This is a genomic window from Cellulosilyticum sp. (assembly GCF_982396655.1).
Genome location: NZ_CEVXFV010000040.1, coordinates 15,779 through 36,316, shown reverse-complemented (window position 1 = coordinate 36,316; position 20,538 = coordinate 15,779). Strand labels below are relative to the sequence as shown.

The 20,538-nt window shown below is 34.0% G+C and carries 16 protein-coding genes; 1 reads left to right on the top strand and 15 read right to left on the bottom strand.

All coding sequences use genetic code 11. The features are described from left to right. Positions 1-103 precede the first annotated feature (103 nt). The 6 genes from AC1VAQ_RS15140 to miaB form a co-directional block, all read right to left on the bottom strand. The gene (locus AC1VAQ_RS15140; protein WP_334306968.1) at positions 104-1,387 is read right to left on the bottom strand and encodes a methionine gamma-lyase family protein; all 1,284 of its coding nucleotides are present in this window, start codon (positions 1,385-1,387) and stop codon (positions 104-106) included. A gap of 518 nt (positions 1,388-1,905) precedes the next feature. Then, a complete protein-coding gene (gene hfq, locus AC1VAQ_RS15135; RefSeq protein WP_330697624.1) occupies positions 1,906-2,133 on the bottom strand; it encodes an RNA chaperone Hfq in 228 nt (75 codons plus the stop codon). Between the two features lie 151 nt (positions 2,134-2,284). Continuing rightward, the gene (gene miaA / locus AC1VAQ_RS15130) at positions 2,285-3,229 is read right to left on the bottom strand and encodes a tRNA (adenosine(37)-N6)-dimethylallyltransferase MiaA (RefSeq protein ID WP_302599828.1); all 945 of its coding nucleotides are present in this window, start codon (positions 3,227-3,229) and stop codon (positions 2,285-2,287) included. Positions 3,230-3,290: 61 nt separating this feature from the next. Further along, positions 3,291-5,390, bottom strand: coding sequence for a DNA mismatch repair endonuclease MutL (mutL, locus tag AC1VAQ_RS15125; RefSeq protein ID WP_479904110.1), 2,100 nt, complete (start codon positions 5,388-5,390; stop codon positions 3,291-3,293). A 15-nt stretch (positions 5,391-5,405) separates the two neighbouring features. Continuing rightward, positions 5,406-8,159, bottom strand: coding sequence for a DNA mismatch repair protein MutS (gene mutS / locus AC1VAQ_RS15120; protein ID WP_302599826.1), 2,754 nt, complete (start codon positions 8,157-8,159; stop codon positions 5,406-5,408). Position 8,160: 1 nt separating this feature from the next. Beyond that, positions 8,161-9,573 carry a tRNA (N6-isopentenyl adenosine(37)-C2)-methylthiotransferase MiaB gene (gene miaB, locus AC1VAQ_RS15115; protein WP_302599825.1) on the bottom strand — a complete coding sequence of 471 codons (1,413 nt, stop codon included), beginning with the start codon at positions 9,571-9,573 and terminating at the stop codon, positions 8,161-8,163. A 180-nt stretch (positions 9,574-9,753) separates the two neighbouring features. On the opposite strand from miaB, the gene AC1VAQ_RS15110 reads away from it, so the two are divergent. Beyond that, positions 9,754-9,912, top strand: a complete 159-nt coding sequence (locus AC1VAQ_RS15110) for a hypothetical protein (protein ID WP_302599824.1) — start codon at positions 9,754-9,756, stop codon at positions 9,910-9,912. A 110-nt stretch (positions 9,913-10,022) separates the two neighbouring features. On the opposite strand, the gene AC1VAQ_RS15105 is transcribed toward AC1VAQ_RS15110, so the two are convergent. The 9 genes from AC1VAQ_RS15105 to aspD form a co-directional block, all read right to left on the bottom strand. Next, the gene (locus AC1VAQ_RS15105; protein ID WP_302599822.1) at positions 10,023-10,700 is read right to left on the bottom strand and encodes a peptidoglycan recognition protein family protein; all 678 of its coding nucleotides are present in this window, start codon (positions 10,698-10,700) and stop codon (positions 10,023-10,025) included. Positions 10,701-10,777: 77 nt separating this feature from the next. After that, positions 10,778-11,671, bottom strand: coding sequence for a hypothetical protein (locus AC1VAQ_RS15100; RefSeq protein ID WP_479904109.1), 894 nt, complete (start codon positions 11,669-11,671; stop codon positions 10,778-10,780). A 129-nt stretch (positions 11,672-11,800) separates the two neighbouring features. After that, positions 11,801-12,301 (bottom strand): dUTP diphosphatase, encoded by a 501-nt coding sequence (locus tag AC1VAQ_RS15095; RefSeq protein ID WP_479904108.1) that lies wholly within the window; start codon positions 12,299-12,301, stop codon positions 11,801-11,803. Between the two features lie 23 nt (positions 12,302-12,324). Next, positions 12,325-12,825: an anaerobic ribonucleoside-triphosphate reductase activating protein gene (nrdG, locus tag AC1VAQ_RS15090; protein ID WP_302599817.1), complete on the bottom strand. Its 501-nt coding sequence runs from the start codon at positions 12,823-12,825 to the stop codon at positions 12,325-12,327. A gap of 53 nt (positions 12,826-12,878) precedes the next feature. Continuing rightward, positions 12,879-14,999 carry an anaerobic ribonucleoside-triphosphate reductase gene (nrdD, locus tag AC1VAQ_RS15085; RefSeq protein ID WP_303244216.1) on the bottom strand — a complete coding sequence of 707 codons (2,121 nt, stop codon included), beginning with the start codon at positions 14,997-14,999 and terminating at the stop codon, positions 12,879-12,881. A 343-nt stretch (positions 15,000-15,342) separates the two neighbouring features. Next, positions 15,343-16,542 carry an amidohydrolase gene (locus AC1VAQ_RS15080; protein WP_330699207.1) on the bottom strand — a complete coding sequence of 400 codons (1,200 nt, stop codon included), beginning with the start codon at positions 16,540-16,542 and terminating at the stop codon, positions 15,343-15,345. Positions 16,543-16,621: 79 nt separating this feature from the next. Continuing rightward, a complete protein-coding gene (locus AC1VAQ_RS15075) occupies positions 16,622-17,425 on the bottom strand; it encodes a coenzyme F420-0:L-glutamate ligase (protein ID WP_303244112.1) in 804 nt (267 codons plus the stop codon). A gap of 434 nt (positions 17,426-17,859) precedes the next feature. Further along, a complete protein-coding gene (locus AC1VAQ_RS15070; protein WP_479904107.1) occupies positions 17,860-18,909 on the bottom strand; it encodes a GIY-YIG nuclease family protein in 1,050 nt (349 codons plus the stop codon). Beyond that, positions 18,899-20,530 carry an aspartate 4-decarboxylase gene (aspD, locus tag AC1VAQ_RS15065; RefSeq protein WP_479904106.1) on the bottom strand — a complete coding sequence of 544 codons (1,632 nt, stop codon included), beginning with the start codon at positions 20,528-20,530 and terminating at the stop codon, positions 18,899-18,901. The genes AC1VAQ_RS15070 and aspD overlap by 11 nt, the downstream gene beginning before the upstream one ends. Positions 20,531-20,538 lie beyond the last annotated feature (8 nt).

Sequence of the window (20,538 nt, the reverse complement as noted above, 5' to 3'; positions counted from 1 at the left end):
CTAGTCTAACAGTAAAAATGGCTGTAGACAATGTAATTGTCTACAGCCTGATAGGACTGCAATTGCAGTCCTATTTTTAGATGTTGCCTCCATAGCTATGCTATTAACTTAAATGAATATGTCCATTATCTTTCATAGTTTGTAAAGCTTTCATCACACCAAGTCGTGCATGATAAAAGGTAAGACCACCTTGGAAAAATGCTGTATAAGGTGGTTTAATAGGTGCATCAGCACTCATTTCAATAGACGCACCTTGAATAAATGCACCTGCTGCCATAATAACTGGCGCATCATATCCTGGCATATCCCATGGCTCTGGTGTCACAAAGCTATCTACTGGTGCACCTTTTTGAATGCCTTGGCAGAAGCTAATAACATTTTCAGGTGTCTTCATATTAATAGCTTGAATAATATCATGACGCTTTTCAAAAGCTGTTGGCATAACATCAAAGCCTAACTTTTCAAATAATGCAGCAGCTAAAATAGCACCTTTTAAGGCATTTGCTACAATTTCAGGTGCTAAAAAGAGTCCTTGAAGAACTGGTTGATTAAGTCCTAATGTTGCCCCAACTTCTTTTCCAAGACCTGGTGCTGTTAAACGCATAGCCGCATTTTCTACATACTGCTCTTTTCCCACAATGTAGCCACCTGTTGGTGCAAGTCCACCACCAGGATTTTTAATCAATGAACCGACACAGAGGTCCGCACCCACTTCCGTTGGTTCATTTGTATCTACAAACTCACCATAACAATTGTCAACCATACAAATTACATCTGGTTTAATACTTTTCACAAAACTAATAAGCTCACCAATTTGATCAACTGATAATGTTGGACGATAACTATAACCCTTTGAGCGTTGAATTGTAACAAGCTTTGTTCGCTCATTAATTGCTGCACGAATACCCTCATAATCAAAGCTAAAATCTTCTTTAAGATCTACTTGGCGGTAAGTTACACCATATTCGGCAAGACTTCCATTAGTAGGGCGGATACCTATTACCCCTTCTAAAGTATCATAAGGTTTTCCAACTACAGATAATAATTCATCACCTGGTCTTAAATTACCAAAAAGCGCAACCGTTAATGCATGCGTTCCAGACATAAGCTGAGGTCTTACAAGGCCTGACTCTGTTTTAAATACATCAGCATAAATTTGTTCAATTACATCACGGCCAATATCATTATAGCCATAGCCTGTTGTTGCTGCAAAATGTACATCACTTAATTTATTTTTTTGCATAGCGTGAAGCACTTTTGCTCCATTTAAATGCATGTTTTTATCAATCTCTGCAAAAATCTCACTTAATGTTTTTTCAGTTTCGAGGCAAAATGCTTCTGTTTCGGCATCAATACCTAGTAACTCTTGTAAAGTACTCATTTTAATTCTCCTTATCCTTTATAACAACTTATGCGTTACTATGTCATTTTTTTATTATAACATGGTTTAATATTCCTTTTCAAATCTTGTTATATATTTTATACATATAAAAGCGAATGTATATCTGTATAAATGAACTATGTACGCATTCATCACCATTGTATTAACATCAGACAAATTAAGCCCTTCTTGCTCTAAAAATTGTTTGAATGGTTGCCAACAAAACTAATAAAATTCTAATGTAGCTTCACTAAGATTACGTGCTTTGCAATGTAAGTTAAATTCTTTAAACAAAGCATCAAGATCTTCTTCAACTTGTATATTTATTCCTTTCTTCTACCCCATACTATCACACTTAATTCTAATCTTACTCACTGATTATGCCTCTAAAAATAAAAAATGACAACAAATGATTCGGCTATTTTAACCAAAAAATCATTTGCTGCCATTATCTACATAAGACAAATTCTCATCCTACATTATGTAGTCAATGTAGCCTACACCCATTGACTATCAATACCTTCTTACTCTGCTGTATTTAAATTAACAGCTTTAGATGGTGCGAGTGTTGAGATAGCATGTTTATAAATCATTTGTTGTTTGCCTTCACTTTCAAGAATGACTACAAAATTATCAAATCCTTTAATTGTTCCTTTTAATTGGAATCCGTTTGTTAAAAATAATGTTGTTGTAATTTTCTCTTTTCTAAGTTGGTTTAAAAGAACATCTTGTAAGTTAATTGTTTTACTCATAATTTTAACGTCCCCTCCTAGGCATGTTGTTAGTTATTTTTATTGTATATTATATTTTTGCGCTTGTCTACTGAATTGCTAAATTTTTGTAACATTACATTGTCATTATATCCCAATTAATCCCAAACTATACAATCTTAGTGCGCAACTTCTATTTTTTTAAATAGGTCATCATATTTTCTACAATATACTGTGCATCTAAACCTAATTTATCGACCTCTAACATGATAGGGCTTGCCTGATGTTTAAACCATGTAAGTTGACGTTTAGCATAATTGCGCGTATTTTGTTTCAGTTTTTCAATACAAGCTTCTAAACTCATTTCACCTCTAAAGTAAGGGAAGAACTCTTTGTAACCAATAGCTTTTAAAGCAGGTAAATCTTCATTATAACCCATCTCGTAAATTCTCTTAACCTCTTCTAAAAGTCCCTCTGCCATCATTTCATCGATGCGCTGATTAATACGATCATAAAGTAACTTACGTTCCATCGTAAGGGCAAAAAACGTATAATCATATGGTGATTCATTTTCAGTACGTTTTTCACGTTCTTTTGCATTATGGTGCGAAATAGGTTCACCGGTTTCGTGATAATATTCTAATGCACGAATCACTCTTTTTATATTATTCGCATGAATTTCTTTAGCACTTTGTGGGTCAACTTCTTGAAGTTTTTGGTGAAGTGCTTCTGCACCTTCAAGGCGTGCAAATTCTGCAAGGCTTTCACGATACGCTGTATTAGGATCTGTTTCTTCAAATTGTGTATCAAATAAAATAGCATTAATGTAGAAACCTGTTCCACCTACTAAAATAGGTATTTTATCTTTTGCATATATTGCTTCAATATATGCATTAACACGTTCTTTGAAAGTTGCCACACTGCATGGAAAGTCTGGTTCCCATTCATCAATCATATAATGAGGAATTCCATCCATCTCCTCTGGCTTTACCTTAGCAGTACCAATGTCCATGCCTTTATAAATCTGCATAGAATCAGCAGAAATAATTTCGCCATCAATTGCTTTCGCCAAAAGAACACTCGTCTTTGTCTTTCCTGAAGCTGTTGGTCCAGCAATTAAAATAAGTGGTTTTTTCATAGCTTTACCTTTCTAAAATAAATATAATTTAAATGTTCTGTTTTAGATTCGTTGTTCTGTTTTAGATTCGTTTGAACATCTTTTCAATATCAGTTTGCGTAAGTGCCACAATAGTTGGACGACCATGTGGACAAGTAAATGGATTATCCAGTGCCAACAATGACTCAATCAGTTTTTCACATTCTAATGCTGTAAGTCTGTCATTTGCCTTCACCGCACTTCGGCAAGACATACGAATAATTGATTCAGCCTTTACATCAGCTAAATCTTTAGGTTTATCATGGCTTAAGGTATCCAAGATTTCTTTAAAAACTTCCGGTGAAAGTGGTTCATTTAATAAAAATGGCACTTCGCGAATTACAATTGCATTTTCACCAAAAAATTCAAAAATAAAACCAAGTTTTTCAAATAAATTACTATGGGTCTCTAAAAGAGCCTTTTCCGTAGCTGTAATATTGAAGGTCTCAGGCATTAATAAAAGCTGCGTGGCAACTTCATTATTTCTAAATTGTCTCATAAAACGTTCATACATAACTTTTTCGTGCGCAGAGTGTTGATCGATAATAAAAACTTTCTCATGATACTGAATAAGCCAGTAAGTCTTAAAGAGCTGACCAATAATTGTATAATCCTTTACACTAATGCCTGGTGAGTCACTTTTTACAACTGCAGTAATAGGCGGCGTCATATACGGTGCCGCCATTGCCGGAATACCTTCATGTTTTGTAATTACTTCGGGTGTTAGCTGTTCAACATTTGGATTCGGCTGATTCAAAGCCTTCTGTATGTTAGGCGCATTTGAAGTCTCTTCTACTTCTTGTTGCATGTTAGCACTTAAAGTCTCTTCTATTGATATTTTAGAGCCATCTTCTTTATTCATCGAATACTCTTTAAAACTATTTTGGGTTTCATAACTTTCTTTTGCAATATCATCTGCTGCATTACGAATTTGAAATGGCATAGTTGTATCAGGATTTACAGCCTTTCCAAATAAACGTTCCAAGTTATGTGTCGTTCCTTCACTTACAGTAGGTACTTCCCCAGCTAGTAAACTTTCAGCTGTCAACTCATTTTCTTCCTTACGTGGTGTAAAGAAAGTGTCTGCTGTATAGGTTTCTATTTCAGGTTTAGGTGTAATAATCCCTTCATGTGGATGGACATGTGGTACAAGATAAGCTGATTCCAATTGATTTGTAATAGCTTTATACACAGTATTATAAATTAGATCAGAGTCTTTAAATCTTACTTGTAATTTTGTAGGATGCACATTAACATCTACTTCTTCTGGGGAAATATTAAGATGCAAAACAACAAAAGGAAACTTTCCTACCATAACAATAGGTTTATAAGCATCTTCTACGGCTTTTTGAAGTAGTGTACTCTTAATATAACGTCCATTAATAAAAAAGTGCTCATAATTACGATTAGAACGATTTAAAGAAGGATTACCTAAGAGACCTACACATTCAATACCAGAACTTTCATAATAACATTTAAAGGTATTCTTTGCATAATCCTTTCCGTAAATATTAAGAATGGTATGTTGTAAGTCATGGTCTCCTGAGGTGGTAAATACGGTTTTATTATTTTGAATATATTTAAAAGAAATTTCTGGATGTGCTAAGGCCAACTTATACATATAATCTGATATTCTAGCCCCTTCTGCCCCACTGCTACTTAAAAATTCACGACGTGCAGGTACATTAAAAAATAAATGACGCATAATAAAGGTAGTTCCATTTGGGCATGCAATTTCATCAGACGCCGTAATTTTACCCCCTGAGATTTCAATTCTTTTTCCTGTTAAATCATCTGCCACCTTACTCATAAGTTCTACATTTGAAACGGCTGCAATGCTGGCAAGTGCTTCTCCTCTAAAGCCAAGACTGAGCACATGATATAAATCTTCAGCTGATGTAATCTTACTTGTAGCATGACGTAAAAAAGCGATCTCTACTTGATCTTTTGGAATACCTAATCCGTTGTCTGTCACACGAATAAAATCAATTCCCCCATTTTTAATTTCTACTGTAATAGAACTTGCCTTAGCATCAATACTATTTTCAACAAGTTCCTTAATAACAGAAGAAGGTCGTTCAACGACCTCTCCTGCAGCAATTTTATTAATGGTATGGGTATCTAAAATTTGAATAGTGCCCATTTAAAAGGCCCCCTTCTATCTTAATTGCTTTTGTAAATCATAAAGCGTTTCTAAAGCTTCAATAGGTGTCATACGCATGACATCTATTTCACGTAATTTCTCAATTACAGGTTCATGTTGACTTGAAATTGTATCAAATAAATTCATTTGATGGAGTGGCTCCGGTGTAGATGGTGGTGTATTCACAACTTCAAATCTTTCTACAGTTTCAGCAACAAGCGTTTCAACTTGCGTTGTGTCTTTTAAAGAGATATCTATTTCCGCTTTAGAAGGTGCTACGCTCTCTAAAGGTATATTTTCAGTTTGATTACTTAACTGAACAGGTGCTGATACTGTATAGCTTTCCTTTCCATCTAATTCATTTAAGATAGTTTTTGCACGTTCAAGTACTACGCTTGGCACACCAGCTAACTTGGCTACTTGAATCCCATAACTATGATCGACGCTACCTGGTACAATTTTATGAAGGAAGATAATATCTTCACCCATTTCTTTAACTGCTACACAATAATTCTTAAGCTTAGGAATAGTTTCTTCAAGAACAGTAAGCTCGTGATAATGGGTTGCAAATAATGTTTTTGCACCTATTGTTCCTGTAATATGCTCAATAATAGCCCATGCAATGCTTAAGCCATCTAATGTACTTGTCCCACGTCCAATTTCATCTAATATGAGTAAACTTTGATGTGTTGCATGATGTAAGATATTTGAAACTTCCATCATTTCTACCATAAAAGTACTTTGACCAGAAGCAAGGTCATCAGATGCACCTACACGTGTAAATATACGGTCAACTACACCAATAGTTGCGCTTTCAGCAGGAACAAAGGAACCGATTTGTGCCATAAGAACAATAAGTGCCACTTGACGCATATAAGTAGATTTACCTGCCATGTTTGGTCCAGTTAAGAGAATCATTTCCTCTGGATTAATAGTCACATCATTTGCAATAAAGCTTTGTTCACCCATCATCTTTTCAACTACTGGGTGACGCCCTAACTTAATGTCAAGTACTTCTGAGTTATCAATCTTAGGCTTCACATATTGATGAATATCTGCTACTTCTGCAAGTGCACAGTACATATCTAATGCCGCAATTTGATGTGACACATTTAAAAGGCGATGCATTTCTTTAAGAACTGCTTCGCGAATTTGTGTAAAGAGTTGATATTCTAAAGTATTGAGTTTCTCATCTGCACCGAGAACTTCTTCTTCAACTTTTTTTAATTCTTCCGTAATATAACGCTCACAATTAGCAAGTGTTTGCTTACGAATAAAATAATCTGGTACTAAATTGCTATAAGACTGTGTCACTTCTAGGAAGTAACCAAATACTTTATTATACTTAATCTTAAGGTTTTTAATACCTGTTTTTTCACGTTCTTCTGCTTCAATGGCCATTAGCCAAGACGCACCCTTTGTCTTGGCTTCACGTAAATGATCAACTTCTTCATGATAACCATCTTTAATAAGCCCCCCCTCACGTACAGAAAGTGGTGCCTCTTCTACGATACTACGATTAATAAGATCAAAGAGCTCTTCCATGCAATCTAAATTCTGATGAAGCTCTTTTAAAAGTGGAGAACTTGTTTGACCTAATAGTCCTTTAATAGGTGGCAGAGCACCTATAGACTGCTTAATAGCAATTAAATCTTTTGCATTACATGTACCAAAAGAAACCTTACTCATTAAACGTTCAATGTCATAAATACGATCTAAGGCTTCAAATAAATCCGAACGTAAAAGTGGATTATTTTTAAGTTCTTCTGTGGCCTCTAAACGTCCATTAATTTGAGCTGCATCTATAAGCGGTTGCTCAATGCATTTGCGAATATATCGACTCCCCATGGCAGTCTTTGTGTGGTCTAATACCCAAAGGAGTGAACCTTTACGGCGTTTCTCACGAAGGGTTTCAGATAGTTCCAAGTTACGTCTTGTGGAACTATCTAAAAGCATATAGGCATCTACATTATAAATCGATACATGCATAAGATGAGATAGGTCTGTTTTTTGAGTTTCTTTAAGATATGCCAAAAGGGTTGATGTTGCTAACATATCAGGTCCATTATTTGTAAGACCAATTCCTTCTAAGTTTATAACATTAAAATGTTTTATAAGCAATGAACTTGCAAGTGCTACATCTAACGTATGAGGAGCAATCTTTTCTGTTAACGCATGAAGACGCCCTACTGTAAACTCACGAATAGTCTCATCCTCATATAGGTTTTCTTGTAATAAACATTCAACAGGTGCAAATTTAGCAAGTTCATCTAAAAGCTTACGTTGACTTTGCTCTCCTGTAATTGTTGTGGTAAGCCAATCACCTGTTGTTACATCACAGATACTTAATCCATACGTACCACTTTGACCTACAATTGATACAATATAATTATTTTTACCTTCTGTAACAGTATTTCCTTCTAAAATCGTACCAGGTGTAACAATACGAATAACTTCACGTTTCACTAAGCCTTTAACAGTTTTAGGATCTTCTACTTGTTCACAAATAGCTACTTTATAGCCTTTTTCAACTAAGCGAGAAATATAATTATCTGCAGCATGAAAAGGGACGCCACACATAGGCGCACGTTCTTCAAGACCGCAATCTTTACCTGTTAAAGTAATCTCTAGTTCGCGTGAACAAGTCTTCGCATCCTCAAAGAACATTTCATAAAAGTCACCAAGACGGAAAAATAAAATTGCATCTGGATTTTGTTCCTTGATTGTTAAATACTGGCTCATCATTGGTGTAACTTGTGATTTTAACATATTAATTCGCCAACTCTCCAATTAAGTAATGTGTTTTATTAGCTACAATTTTAACTTGTACATACTGACCAAGAAGCTCTTTTGATGCAGGTGTATTTACTAAAAGCCCTGTTTCAGTACGTCCACTTAAAACATTTTCATTATGCTTACTTACTTCTTCAAAGAGAACTTCTACAGTTTGTCCTACATACTTTTCAAGTGTAGCAAGACTCTGTGCATTTACAATCTCTAAAAGACGATTGAAACGTTCCTTAGAAACTTCTTCAGGTACTTGCTCCTCCATAGTTGCCGCTGGTGTTCCAGTACGTTTTGAATAAACGAATGTAAAGGCACTTGCATAATGTACTTCTTTAACAACATCTAGTGTATCCTGGAAATCTTCTTCTGTTTCTCCTGGGAATCCAACGATAAGGTCTGTTGTAAGCTCTACATTTGGCACTGCTGCTTTAAGTTTACGTACAAGTTCTAAATAACCTTCTTTTGTATAATGACGATTCATTTTTTTAAGAATGCGGCTACTTCCTGATTGGACTGGTAAATGAACACTGTTACATACTTTATCACAACTTGCAATAACATCAATTAATTCATCACTTAAATCTTTTGGATGTGAAGTCATAAAGCGAATACGTTTAAGACCTTCAATTTCATTAATTTCCTTTAAAAGTTGTGCAAAACTCATTGGATTTTCAAGGTTTTTACCATATGAGTTAACATTTTGGCCTAGAAGCATAACTTCAGATACACCCTCTGAAACGAGCCCTTTAATTTCAGCAATAATATCATTTGCTTCACGGCTACGTTCACGACCACGTACATAAGGTACAATACAGTAAGTACAGAAGTTATTACAACCATACATAATATTAACGCATGCTTTAAAATCAAATTTTCTTGTGTCTGGTAAATCTTCTACGATATCTTGATAAGAATCCCAAATATCAATAACACTTTCCTGTGTTTCAAGACGAGTTTGTAAAAGCTCTGGAAGCTTATAAATATTATAAGTTCCAAAGATAATATCAATGAACTTAAAGTTTTTCTTTAAATTTTCAAGCACAACATCTTGTTGCATCATGCAACCGCAAAGTGCAATCATAAGATTTGGATTTTTACGTTTAACGCCTACTAAAGAACCTAAACGACCATAGATTTTAAGTTCTGCATTTTCACGTACACAACATGTGTTATAAAGAATAAAATCAGCTTCTTTTTCATTTTCTGTTTTAGTATACCCAATTTGTTGCAGCATACCTTCAATTTTTTCAGAATCTCTAGCATTCATTTGACATCCAAATGTTGCAAGGCAATATTTAAGTCCTTTGCCTTTGATACGTTGGGCTAATATATTAATAATCTCATTTTGACGTTTAGCTTCTGCTGTTGAGACTTTAACTTCTTTTCTTTCGCTCATGATGAATCCTCCTAGCGCTTATTTTGTTAATACAATATCCTTTTTATTTTACATGAAATAAGGTGGATTTTCAATGGATAACCCTACGTCAAACGACTTTTAAAGACAGATTTTATACAAAATTTACATGAAATAATCTTTGTAAAATGGTTTACACTATTCTTGAAGGAGCTGATATAAATGGCAAAAGATAGTCAAATCGACCCAAAGGGTGTACGTATGAAAAAATGTAACTATCAAACTCCACTAACTTCTGAAGAAGCTAAAAATTCCAATCGTACGCACAAAAAACAATCTCTCCCTACCGAAGGTTTCCAAAATCCTAATCGAAACTATTAATCTTTCTTTCCTTCATCAAATAGGAAATAGTAGTAACTTATTTCTTATTTTCACAAAAAAAGAAGGAGTATGCAAGGTAATACTCCTTCTTTTCATATCAACTTAGCTTATTATTTAACTTGAATAATAGGTGTCTTAGTTGTCAAGTCATACCCAATAGAAATATGTGAATCCTCTAAATCACGAAGTTTAACATAGTTTTGTCCATTATATAAAATTCTTTTTACTTCTTTTAGCGTACCGTTTAAGTTAATAGTTATTGTTGTTATAAGACTACTCGCATCCATGACAAGTTGATTATAAACATCTAGCACATCTTTTTTAAGCTGTTTCCAAGCCGTAATATTCTTTACATAATATAAAGGACACATTTTACCTGTAACATCATAGTGTCTTATTACATCCATCTCAGGATTTAATTTATAGCGATAGCAAAGATCTGCACATAGTGCAATAAGGCTTTTATAAGTAAGATCATTAAATTTCCCATCCCAATCCGGATGACAGTTTTCAATCCCAATACTATAGTTATTAGCACTATTAGCATGATAGGCAACTTCATCTTCTGGGATACACTGAATAATTTCACCTTCTAGTCCTACAATATAATGACTGCTCGCATAAACTTTATTTGCACCAGCTTTAAGTCCTTCAAAATAGTTTCTATTATTTATAGCGGTAGAACCTGCATTACCTACCCAATGGACAACAATCTTTTTAATAGTGCCAATAGCTATTTGGGGACGACTATACTGATTAGGTGTTAAGAGCATCTTCTGAACATTCATATTTACCCTCCTCTATTTATATGACTCGTTATACTATATGTCCCCATCTTACAAATTGTCCCTCGCTAAAACGAATATTAAATATTTTTTTGCATAATTTGATATGGTAAATAAGTACCATCTGGGTAAACCTTACCAGACGGTATGAAATTATTTTTAAGATAAGCTTTTACTAAAATAGCCCTTGAAGCATACTTTTCCAAGCCCAGTTCTCCTTGAATTCTAGAGATAGGTAAATACCTTTTACCACTTAAATAGGATGATAATACCTTTGAAAATTCTTCAAGACCATTTAGAAGAACTTCTTCAAGACCTCTATGCAAAGGTGCAATATTCATCTGTACTACATAAAGTATTCCCTTTTCGTATTTAAATTCTAAATAACTCTCTGGTGCAACTTGTATTGTCGTATCACTTGTAAATAAATAAAGCTTACCATGATTTTGTTCTGGAAGATTTTTTAAAAAATTCGTCATTTCACTACAAAGGACCATTATACGTTCTGAGTCTTCTAATGTTCTTAAAAAATAATGGGCATAAGTAAGTTGTGGTGTGTTATGTTCATAAAAATATTGAAGTTGAAAACATAGACTTAATAGCTTATTATATTGGTTAATTGCCTGACGTAAATCTTCTTTTAAATTTTCATTCAACCGCGTTTTATACCAAAATGCACCTGCACAGGTATCTGGTGTAAGGGTACATTTTTCTTGTGTACTTGACTTGTTAGTTGGTTTTATACTCTCCATTTCAGATGGCAATAAAGCATACCTATCTAGATATGTTCCTTCAATTTTTAAAAGATCTACAAAATTACTACGTTGTAAGGATTGTTTTAAACGTGTTTCTTTCTTTTCAAGAATAGATAAATAATTTCTCATCTTTTGTATTTCGCTATCTAAAATTTCAAGCTGCCCAAGATAACATTGCCCTTTAACCTTTTGAGACCAACATCCCCACTTGCCATTCATGTGTATTCCCCCTATTCAAGGAAAAACAGTGTCGTTATATATAGTATATACTTTAAAGCTTGTTATAATGCGCTATAAAAAAACTAGTAGAACAAAAAAAGATGCCCATCAAAATTGGGCACCTTATAATTACTTTCCTGAAGAACCTAAACGTCCTGTACCACGTTCTGATTCAAATTTCAAAAGCTCTTCATAGCTAATTTCTGATGTTACCATTTTAGGTACTTCTACTAAAATACACTGAGCAATAGCCTTTTCGTAAGGATAAATAATGCTATTGTCTGCAAACTTATTTTCTTCTAAAGCAGTCGCTTTACAGATTACAAGCGGTGCTTCATTAAGATTTGTAAGGGGTACTAACCATTCGCCACGGTAGCCAGAATCAATCACACCTGCACGTTGTCCTATCCCTTTTGCTCCTGTTGAACCACGTTCCTTTAAAATTGCCACATAGTCACTTGAAAAAGCTGATGCTAATCCTGTTGGAATCATTTTAGTTTCATGTGGTGCAAGAACAATATAGTCTTCTGCAAAACATGCGTAAATATCAAACGCACCATCTTCCATACGTTTACTTGGAATAATTGCAGTATCTTTCATTTTAGCAAAATAAATAGTTTGAGAATTCATAAGTCTGCTCCTTAAATGTAAAATTATAATTTTTCTTCAATGACATTTTTAGCATCTAAGGAAGCTTGTACATTGATAATGCGCTGATTACTACTCCCCCTAAACTTAAGGCAAATATCCTTGAGCGATTCAATAAAAGGACCATCCACTAAAACATCACACTGCTCTAATAATGCTAGTTTTTTGGAATCTTCTATGATTTGCTCAAAGGTATAGCCAGAGTAAATCCATATGGTATGATTTGTCTCTTGCTTAATACGCTTTAATAAATGTAAAAGGGAATCATCCATAGTCTGCTCCATAGGTTCCCCACCTAAAATAGTCACGCCGTGAACATTTTCATTTTTTACATAAGTCATAAAACGTTCCTCTTCTTCTTCTCTCCAAGGATTACCCACCTTAAAGTCTTGATAAGCTTCATTAAAGCATCCAGGGCATTTATGAGTACATCCTGATACAAATAAAGTTGCTCGAATACCCACGCCATTGGCAATATCATATTGTCGCATCTGTGCATAGTACATAACGCTTCCTTCTTTCTGCTATTAATCCTTTATCTTAATATGTGTAACACATTCTAGAGGTGTAATACACGACTCTTAATCTCTTGTGTCTTTCCTTTATTCCAGTAGTTACCGCCTAAATAACCACAAGTACGGCGAATAACATTCATTTTGTTTTGGTCTTTATTATGACATACTGGACATTCCCATTCTAAATCATCATTTACCATAATTTCTCCTTCAAAGCCACATTCGTGACAACAGTCTGACTTCGTATTAAATTCAGCATACTGAATGTTATGATAAATATAAGTCACAAGCTGTCTTAAAGCTTCGAGATTATGATTCATATTTGGAATCTCAATGTATGAAATACATCCACCTGTTGAAATAGGCTGGAACTGACTTTCAAATTTAAGCTTAGAAAATGCATCTATCGATTCTCTAACATCTACATGATAGCTATTTGTATAGTACCCCTTATCTGTAACATCTTCAATCTCACCAAACTTAGCCTTGTCAATTTTTGCAAAGCGGTAACATAGCGATTCAGCTGGACTACCATATAAACCAAAGCCTAGACCAGTTTCTTTTTTCCAACGTTTTGTTGTGTCATCTAATTTGTGCATTACCTTAAGCGCAAATGCCTCACCTTCTGGTTGTACATGAGAAACACCTTTCATAAGTTTAGTGAGCTCATAAAGTCCAATATAACCTAATGAAATAGTTGAATAGCCATCCATTAAAAGAGGGTCAATGACTGCACCTTGTGGCAATCTTGCAATTGCACCATGTTGCCAGTGAATTGGTGATTCATCAGAAAGTGTTCCCTTTAAAGCATTATGGCGACACATTAACGCTTCAAAACAAAGGTCTAAGCGGTTGTCTAATAATGACCAAAATTTCTCTTCATCTCCCTGTGCTATAATACCAATCTGCGGTAAGTTTAAACTTACAACTCCTTGATTAAATCTGCCTTCAAATTTATACTGACCATTTTCATCTTTCCATGGTGATAGGAAGCTTCTGCAGCCCATACAAGAGAAAACATTTCCTTCATAAATCTTCTTCATCTCTTTTGCAGAAATATAATCTGGATAAAGGCGTTTTGCACTACATTTAACAGCTTGTTCTGTAATGTAATCATATTTTCCACCTTCTAAGCAATTATGTTCATGAAGTACATAAATGAGTTTTGGGAAAGTAGGTGTTGTAAAAATACCTTTCTCATTCTTAATACCTTGTAAACGTTGCTTTAAGATTTCTTCTACAATACTTGCAACTTCTTCTACGTATTCATCATCTTCTTCGATATTTAAAAATAATGTTACAAATGGGCTTTGACCATTTGTAGTCATAAGTGTATTAATTTGATACTGAATTGTTTGAACCCCTGATTCAAGCTCACGATGTAAAAGACGTTCTACTACTTCTTCTAATTCCTTAGCATCGCTTATCGTATCACATAACATTGCACGATACTTTTCTTTACTACGTCTGAGATATTTTCCTAAATGACGAATATCTACTGATTGGCCACCATATTGACTACTTGCAACTTGTGCTATAATTTGTGTCATAACGGTACAAGCCACTTGGAAGCTTTTTGGACTTTCAATCATACGTTGATTAATAACTGTACCATTATCAAGCATATCTTGAATATTAATTAAGCAACAATTAAAAATTGATTGCATGAAATAATCCATGTCATGGAAATGAAGAATTCCTTCATCATGAGCTTGTACAATACGTGCTGGCAGTTTTTTACGTCTTGAAATATCCTTTGATACCTCACCAGCAATAAGGTCTCTTTGTGTAGAGGCCATCATAGCATTTTTGTTAGAATTTTCATTCATAACTTCTTCATTTGTCATATCGATAAGACCTAAAATACTATGATCAGTTGTATTTGTTTCGCGTTTAAAAGCCTGAATAGCACGATAGCCTTCGTAGGATTTTGCTGTTAATTCATGCCCGTTTTCAATAAGTTTTAAGTATACATAAGTCTCAATTTGAAAAATAGTAGGTTCTTTCCCTAACTTTGCAAAATTCGCCTCTATTTCAACTGCTATTTTATGCGCAACATCTTCATCTAGTACACCACTCCCATATTTCATCGCCTTTATAATGGCATTATAAATTTTGCTTGCATCAAATTGTGCAATGCTTCCATCTCTTTTTATGACTTTCATTGATCAATCCCATCCCTTATTTATAATGATATTTTGGTTTTGAGGACCCTGTATATTTCACATTTCTTAACATTTTTTGTCAAAATTCTTGGAAATAGATACTATTTAATTTTAAATAAATGCTTGACAAAAAAATATAAAGAGGCTATATATTGTACCTCTTTAGTTACAAAACGCTATATCTGTTATATGTCTAAGACATTGTATCATATCTTTTTTTATTTTAATAGTCCTAAATCGACTAAAATATTTTTTAATATAACTTTGTAAAGAAATAAAAATCAGCCGATGCCTTATTTATAAGGCATCGGCTATTTTAAGATGATATTAAAATTATATAAGTTTATTTTTTTGTACACTTTGTATCTTGACTTTCTTCTCCAGCTTTATCATAAACTACCTTGCCATTAATAATCGTATATAAGGTATGAGTAAATACCTCCATAGGATTGCCATCAAATATAGCAATATCTGCATCTTTTCCTACCTCTATGCTTCCTAGTCGTTTAGAGATACCACATATTTCTGCAGCATTAATTGTAATAGCCTTTAATCCTTCTTCTATACCCAATCCTTCTTTAGCTGCAAAACCTGCACATATTGGTAAATACTGAATCGGAATAACTGGATGGTCTGTTGTAATAGCAACTTTTACACCTGCTTTGTGCAAAATGCCAGAGGTTTTAAAATCTACATTTTGTACTTCAATCTTACTACGTGCTGCCATAGACGGACCAACTATAGCAGGAAATCCTGTACGTGCAATAGTATCTGCTATAAGATGCCCTTCACTGCAATGATCTAATGTAATATTTACATCAAATAATTTTGCGATGCGTATAGCTGTTAAAATATCGTCTACACGATGTGCATGTACTTTAAGCGGAATTTCTTTTTTTAGTACAGGAAGCCAGCATTCTTTTTTAAAATCCATTTCAAATGCTTTCCCTTCTTTTTGAGCACTTTCCTTCTGTAGTTTATAAGCTTTTGCTTCAAAAAGAGCTTGCCTTAAAAGTGCACCAATAGCCATACGCGTTACAGGTGATTTTTGCTGATCACTGTAATTTTTTTTAGGATTCTCCCCTAAGGCAACCTTCATTGCTGCTGGTTCTAAAACAATTAATTCATCAACAACCCTACTCTTTGTTTTTAAAAAAGCAAATTGTCCCCCTACCACATTAGAACTTCCTGGTCCAACCATAACCCCCGTAATACCCGCTTTTACAGCATCATCGAAAGCTGCATCCATAGGATTAATTGCATCAAGCGCCTTTAAGTATGGTGTAACTGGTTCGGTTGTTTCATTGCAGTCATCTCCCTCAAATCCTTTCTTTTGCTCCGTAATACCTACATGGCAATGTGCTTCAATAATTCCTGGCATTACCCATCCACCTTTTGCATCAATTGTTGGTATCCCCTCTGGCAGATTTAAAATATTCGTGCCTACAGCTTTGATTTTTCTATCCTCAATAAGTACTGCTCCATTTTCATAGGTTGCCCCAGTCATTGTAAGGATTTTCCCATTTTTAATAAGTAACATCATTTTTATTTCACCTACTCTAAGTTTCGATGCTACTATTATTTGTGTTTATTTTATTTCTATACAATTTTGATATGCCCTTTTAAATAGGGGTTGCAATTGCTTCAATAGGCACATAAGTTTCAGCAGGTGCCTCACCAATATCACGTATAAGTATAAATGGCGTACATTCATCATCTTGTCCAGCAGGATTATCTTCTATAAGTGCTGCTAATACTTTATGTGATTTACAACCAAGTATTTTAGAATGGCCTAGTATGGTAACATCAATATCATTGGCATCTACAATCATACATGTAATTCCTAATTTTGTACTAATTTCATCACATACCTTTTCAGGATTCCTTGGATTTAATACTGCAAGATTATGATAACGTGTAAATGCAGAATGTGTATAAAAGCCATCAATTCCAGCAATATCTTGACCTAGTATTTTATAAAAAACTCCCCTCTTCTTAAAAACTTTTCCTAAGCCCCCACAAAAAATTGCCCATAAAACTAAAGGTAGACCTTTCATATCAATTGCTAATTGTAATTTATAAGGTTCATCCATTCCTATACCACTCGGTGTCTTAGTCGCAAACCTTGAAAGAAATTTTGCCCACAAGCTCAAACGAACATCTTGTTTTTCCACTGTATTATCTTGGCACATTGCAATAATTTTTTCACTTATCGCAAGTATATCTCCCTCTTGATAGAGTGGTGATACATATCTAGCTACAAGTTCTATATATTCTTCTCCTCTTTCAATAAAGTGTGTTTGAATAGCATAACGCTCATAACGTTCTCCTTCCACTTGCATTACGCCACGAATATAATAAGTTAATCCATTTCGTTCTCTTTTATTTTCATTTTTATTTAAGTTCCCCTCATACCAAAATTTCATCTTCATCCCCCTATAGTACAAATTACTCTCAACCTTTTCCTTATTCTTACATTTTTACTTTATTATAACTTAACATTCTTAATATTTCAAATATTTTATTCTGAATAAGTAATATCACTACTTTTATTCATACATAAAAAATAAGGCAAGGATAATCCCCTACCCTATAAATTTTGAAACCTTCATAGTATTAGATAATACTATTCAATGCCACTCTATATGCTAAAGAAAGTTTACCTGAATTAACGCTATTTATTTAGCATATCCTTCTACATAACTTTCAATCAATCTAACCCTATAACTTCCACGCTATTTTCTCTTATATCCTTCATTCTAGTCAGCTCATCAAACTAATAATTTAAGATACAAAAAAGCTTGCCCCAAATAGGTTCGTGGCAAGCCTTTTGTATATAGTACAAAAATCAACTTAAATTTTAATTCAAAAAGTAAAAATCTATTATTTTATCATATATTTTAACAAAATCATATTTCTCTAAATTATAATAGCAACATGCTGTATTGGTATGCAAATAAAAATACATAATAAGTGCCTCATCAATTTCCAATTTTTCAAGAACATGACGTTCTTCAAATGAATCTCTTAAATAAATTTGATACATATTCATCAATATATTTTTTAAAATTTGCCGTGAAGGTGTCTTTATCAGTTTTGTAAACTGAATAGTTGTTCCTTTTAAAATATATAGTTTAAATCCATGTGTAGGGCATTTAAGTAAAGCTATACCTCTACTCTGCTTTTGACTTAACTCAATAGCCTTACGACGATAGCCTAACATTTTCAAACTATTTAATTGTTCTCTATAGTATATTGCTTTTTCAAAATCTAATGTAGCACTCGCCTCTGTCATCTGTGCCTTATAAAAATCTAATATACTAGAATCATTTCCTTTTAAAAATGCATATACTCTTTCTAATGTATCATTTAATACACTTACATTCTCACAAGATGCATTACATTTATTTAGTAGGTATGCTAAACAATCTTCTTTAGGAAGTATTTTTGTGCAAGTAGGTAACTTACAATAACTATTCAGTGTATCTACTGCTCTTTGTAGTAAATAAGGTAAGTCATATGGACCAAAACATACTGCTTCCTCATCCTTTTCATAAGCAACTTCTAACCTAGCTAGTCCGTTTTTATGCACAACTTTAATAAATCGATACTTCTTATCATTTTTTAACAATGTATTATAAATTGGCTGATGCCTTTTTATTAGACGACATTCTAATATTAATGCATCTAACTCTGTATCCGTTACAATATACTCAAAATCACAAATAGCATTTACCATTCGTTTTACTTTAGTTCGCTCATGCTTTAAGTTTCCCAAATAACTACTTACGCGTGTTTTAAGATGTCTTGATTTCCCGACATAAATAATATTTTGAAGTGTGTCCCTCATAAAATATACACCTGGTAAATCCGGCAATGTTTTTGCCTTCTCCCTTAATTTACTTTTCACTCTTCCAAGCTTCTACATATTCTTTAAAGACTTCATTAATTGCTGCCCCTATTTTTTCATAAGCCTCATCTGGCAAATTAGCAAGTGAAACACGAATGGACCAATCTGGGCCTTGGAATCCATTTCCATTTAATAAGACAACCGCATAATTTCTCGCAAGACGGAAGAGTAAATCCTCTGGTGCATAATTTGTTTTTAAGAATTCTACAAATTCATCACCATATTTTAGTTTGGCCCATACGAGAAGGTCGATTTGACGATAATATGCTGTAGTATGCGCCTGTACGTAAAGTGGTAGTTCAAGATTTTTGTACAAGAGTTCAAGACGACGACGACAAATAGCTTTTGTTTGATTTTTATAGCGTTCCTCTTGGTCGAGCAAAGCAAAAATTGAGAAAATAGCCATTTGTACTTGTTGTGGTGTTGAAAGCCCTGCTGTATGATTAAGTGCAACTTGGCGGCTATCTGCAACGATACGATCAATAAATGTAATATCCTCTGGTTCATTGCTCAATGTATCATAACGGTGATCTAGTTCACGTTGTGCAATTTCAGGTAAATCCTTAATCAATTTATCAAATAAGTTATTCTTTGCAACAGCTATAACACCTAGACGCCATCCCGTTACACCAAAGTATTTAGAGAATGAATAGACACCAATCGTATTATATGGAATTTCTGTCATTAATGATCTAAATCCATCTGCAAAGGTACCATAAACATCATCTGTGATAATCATAAGTTCTGGATTATCATTTTTAATAATTTCCTTTAAACGACACATTGTATCTTCATCGATAGCAACAGAAGGTGGATTGCTTGGATTAACAACAAAAAGTGCTTTAATCCTTTGATTTTTAAGTTTATCTAGTTCCCTTTGTGGATACTGCCAATCATGACGCCCTTCTTCATTAAGTTCACTAGCATATATATAGGTTACATCAAAGGCATAACGACTTAAGTCTGGAATCTCAAGATAAGGTGTAAAAATAGGTACCATAAGTGCTACCTCATCCCCTTGATTTAAAAGGTGATTTGCACTTAGTGTATCAAAGATGTAGCACATTGCAGCTGTGCCACCTTCAACAGCATACAAATCATGAATTTGCTCTGTAGGAAGATGACCACTCATCTCCTTGATAAGATAAGCATAAACAACCTTTTCAATACATCTTAACATACGGTCTGGAATAGGATAATGATCACCAATAATCCCATCTACCAATTCATATACCCAACGGTCACGTTCAAATCCATGTTCATTAACACCATAATCTATAATTTTTTTGAGAAGATCCATTCCTGGTGCATCTTGATGTGTATGAGCATATTCATCAAAGCGTGTACCACAACCTTCACAATATGGAATACCTGCAAGATCACCATCCTCCATAATTCTTTTTGTTTCCTCTACAGCAAATTGACCTAATGTAAAGAATGCTTGTCGTGGTGTAGAAGCTGTCCAGTTAGGATTACCACGCCCTGCATTTAAAAATGTATAAATACCTTTTTTCTCAGTTTTCTTTGCCATCTCAATCAATTTATTTTTAAGTTCAAATGGGCTGAGGTGTTTATATTTTTCAATTAAGTCTTTAATCTCTTCAATGTCTTTTTGAATCATTTTTCAAC

Coding starts and splice junctions, on each gene's coding strand:
- hfq (WP_330697624.1), bottom strand. CDS start 2,133: ATGAGTAAAACAATTAACTTACAAGATGTTCTTTTAAACCAACTTAGA.
- miaA (WP_302599828.1), bottom strand. CDS start 3,229: ATGAAAAAACCACTTATTTTAATTGCTGGACCAACAGCTTCAGGAAAG.
- mutL (WP_479904110.1), bottom strand. CDS start 5,390: ATGGGCACTATTCAAATTTTAGATACCCATACCATTAATAAAATTGCT.
- mutS (WP_302599826.1), bottom strand. CDS start 8,159: ATGTTAAAATCACAAGTTACACCAATGATGAGCCAGTATTTAACAATC.
- miaB (WP_302599825.1), bottom strand. CDS start 9,573: ATGAGCGAAAGAAAAGAAGTTAAAGTCTCAACAGCAGAAGCTAAACGT.
- AC1VAQ_RS15110 (WP_302599824.1), top strand. CDS start 9,754: ATGGCAAAAGATAGTCAAATCGACCCAAAGGGTGTACGTATGAAAAAA.
- AC1VAQ_RS15105 (WP_302599822.1), bottom strand. CDS start 10,700: ATGAATGTTCAGAAGATGCTCTTAACACCTAATCAGTATAGTCGTCCC.
- AC1VAQ_RS15100 (WP_479904109.1), bottom strand. CDS start 11,671: ATGAATGGCAAGTGGGGATGTTGGTCTCAAAAGGTTAAAGGGCAATGT.
- AC1VAQ_RS15095 (WP_479904108.1), bottom strand. CDS start 12,301: ATGAATTCTCAAACTATTTATTTTGCTAAAATGAAAGATACTGCAATT.
- nrdG (WP_302599817.1), bottom strand. CDS start 12,825: ATGTACTATGCACAGATGCGACAATATGATATTGCCAATGGCGTGGGT.
- nrdD (WP_303244216.1), bottom strand. CDS start 14,999: ATGAAAGTCATAAAAAGAGATGGAAGCATTGCACAATTTGATGCAAGC.
- AC1VAQ_RS15080 (WP_330699207.1), bottom strand. CDS start 16,542: ATGATGTTACTTATTAAAAATGGGAAAATCCTTACAATGACTGGGGCA.
- AC1VAQ_RS15075 (WP_303244112.1), bottom strand. CDS start 17,425: ATGAAATTTTGGTATGAGGGGAACTTAAATAAAAATGAAAATAAAAGA.
- aspD (WP_479904106.1), bottom strand. CDS start 20,530: ATGATTCAAAAAGACATTGAAGAGATTAAAGACTTAATTGAAAAATAT.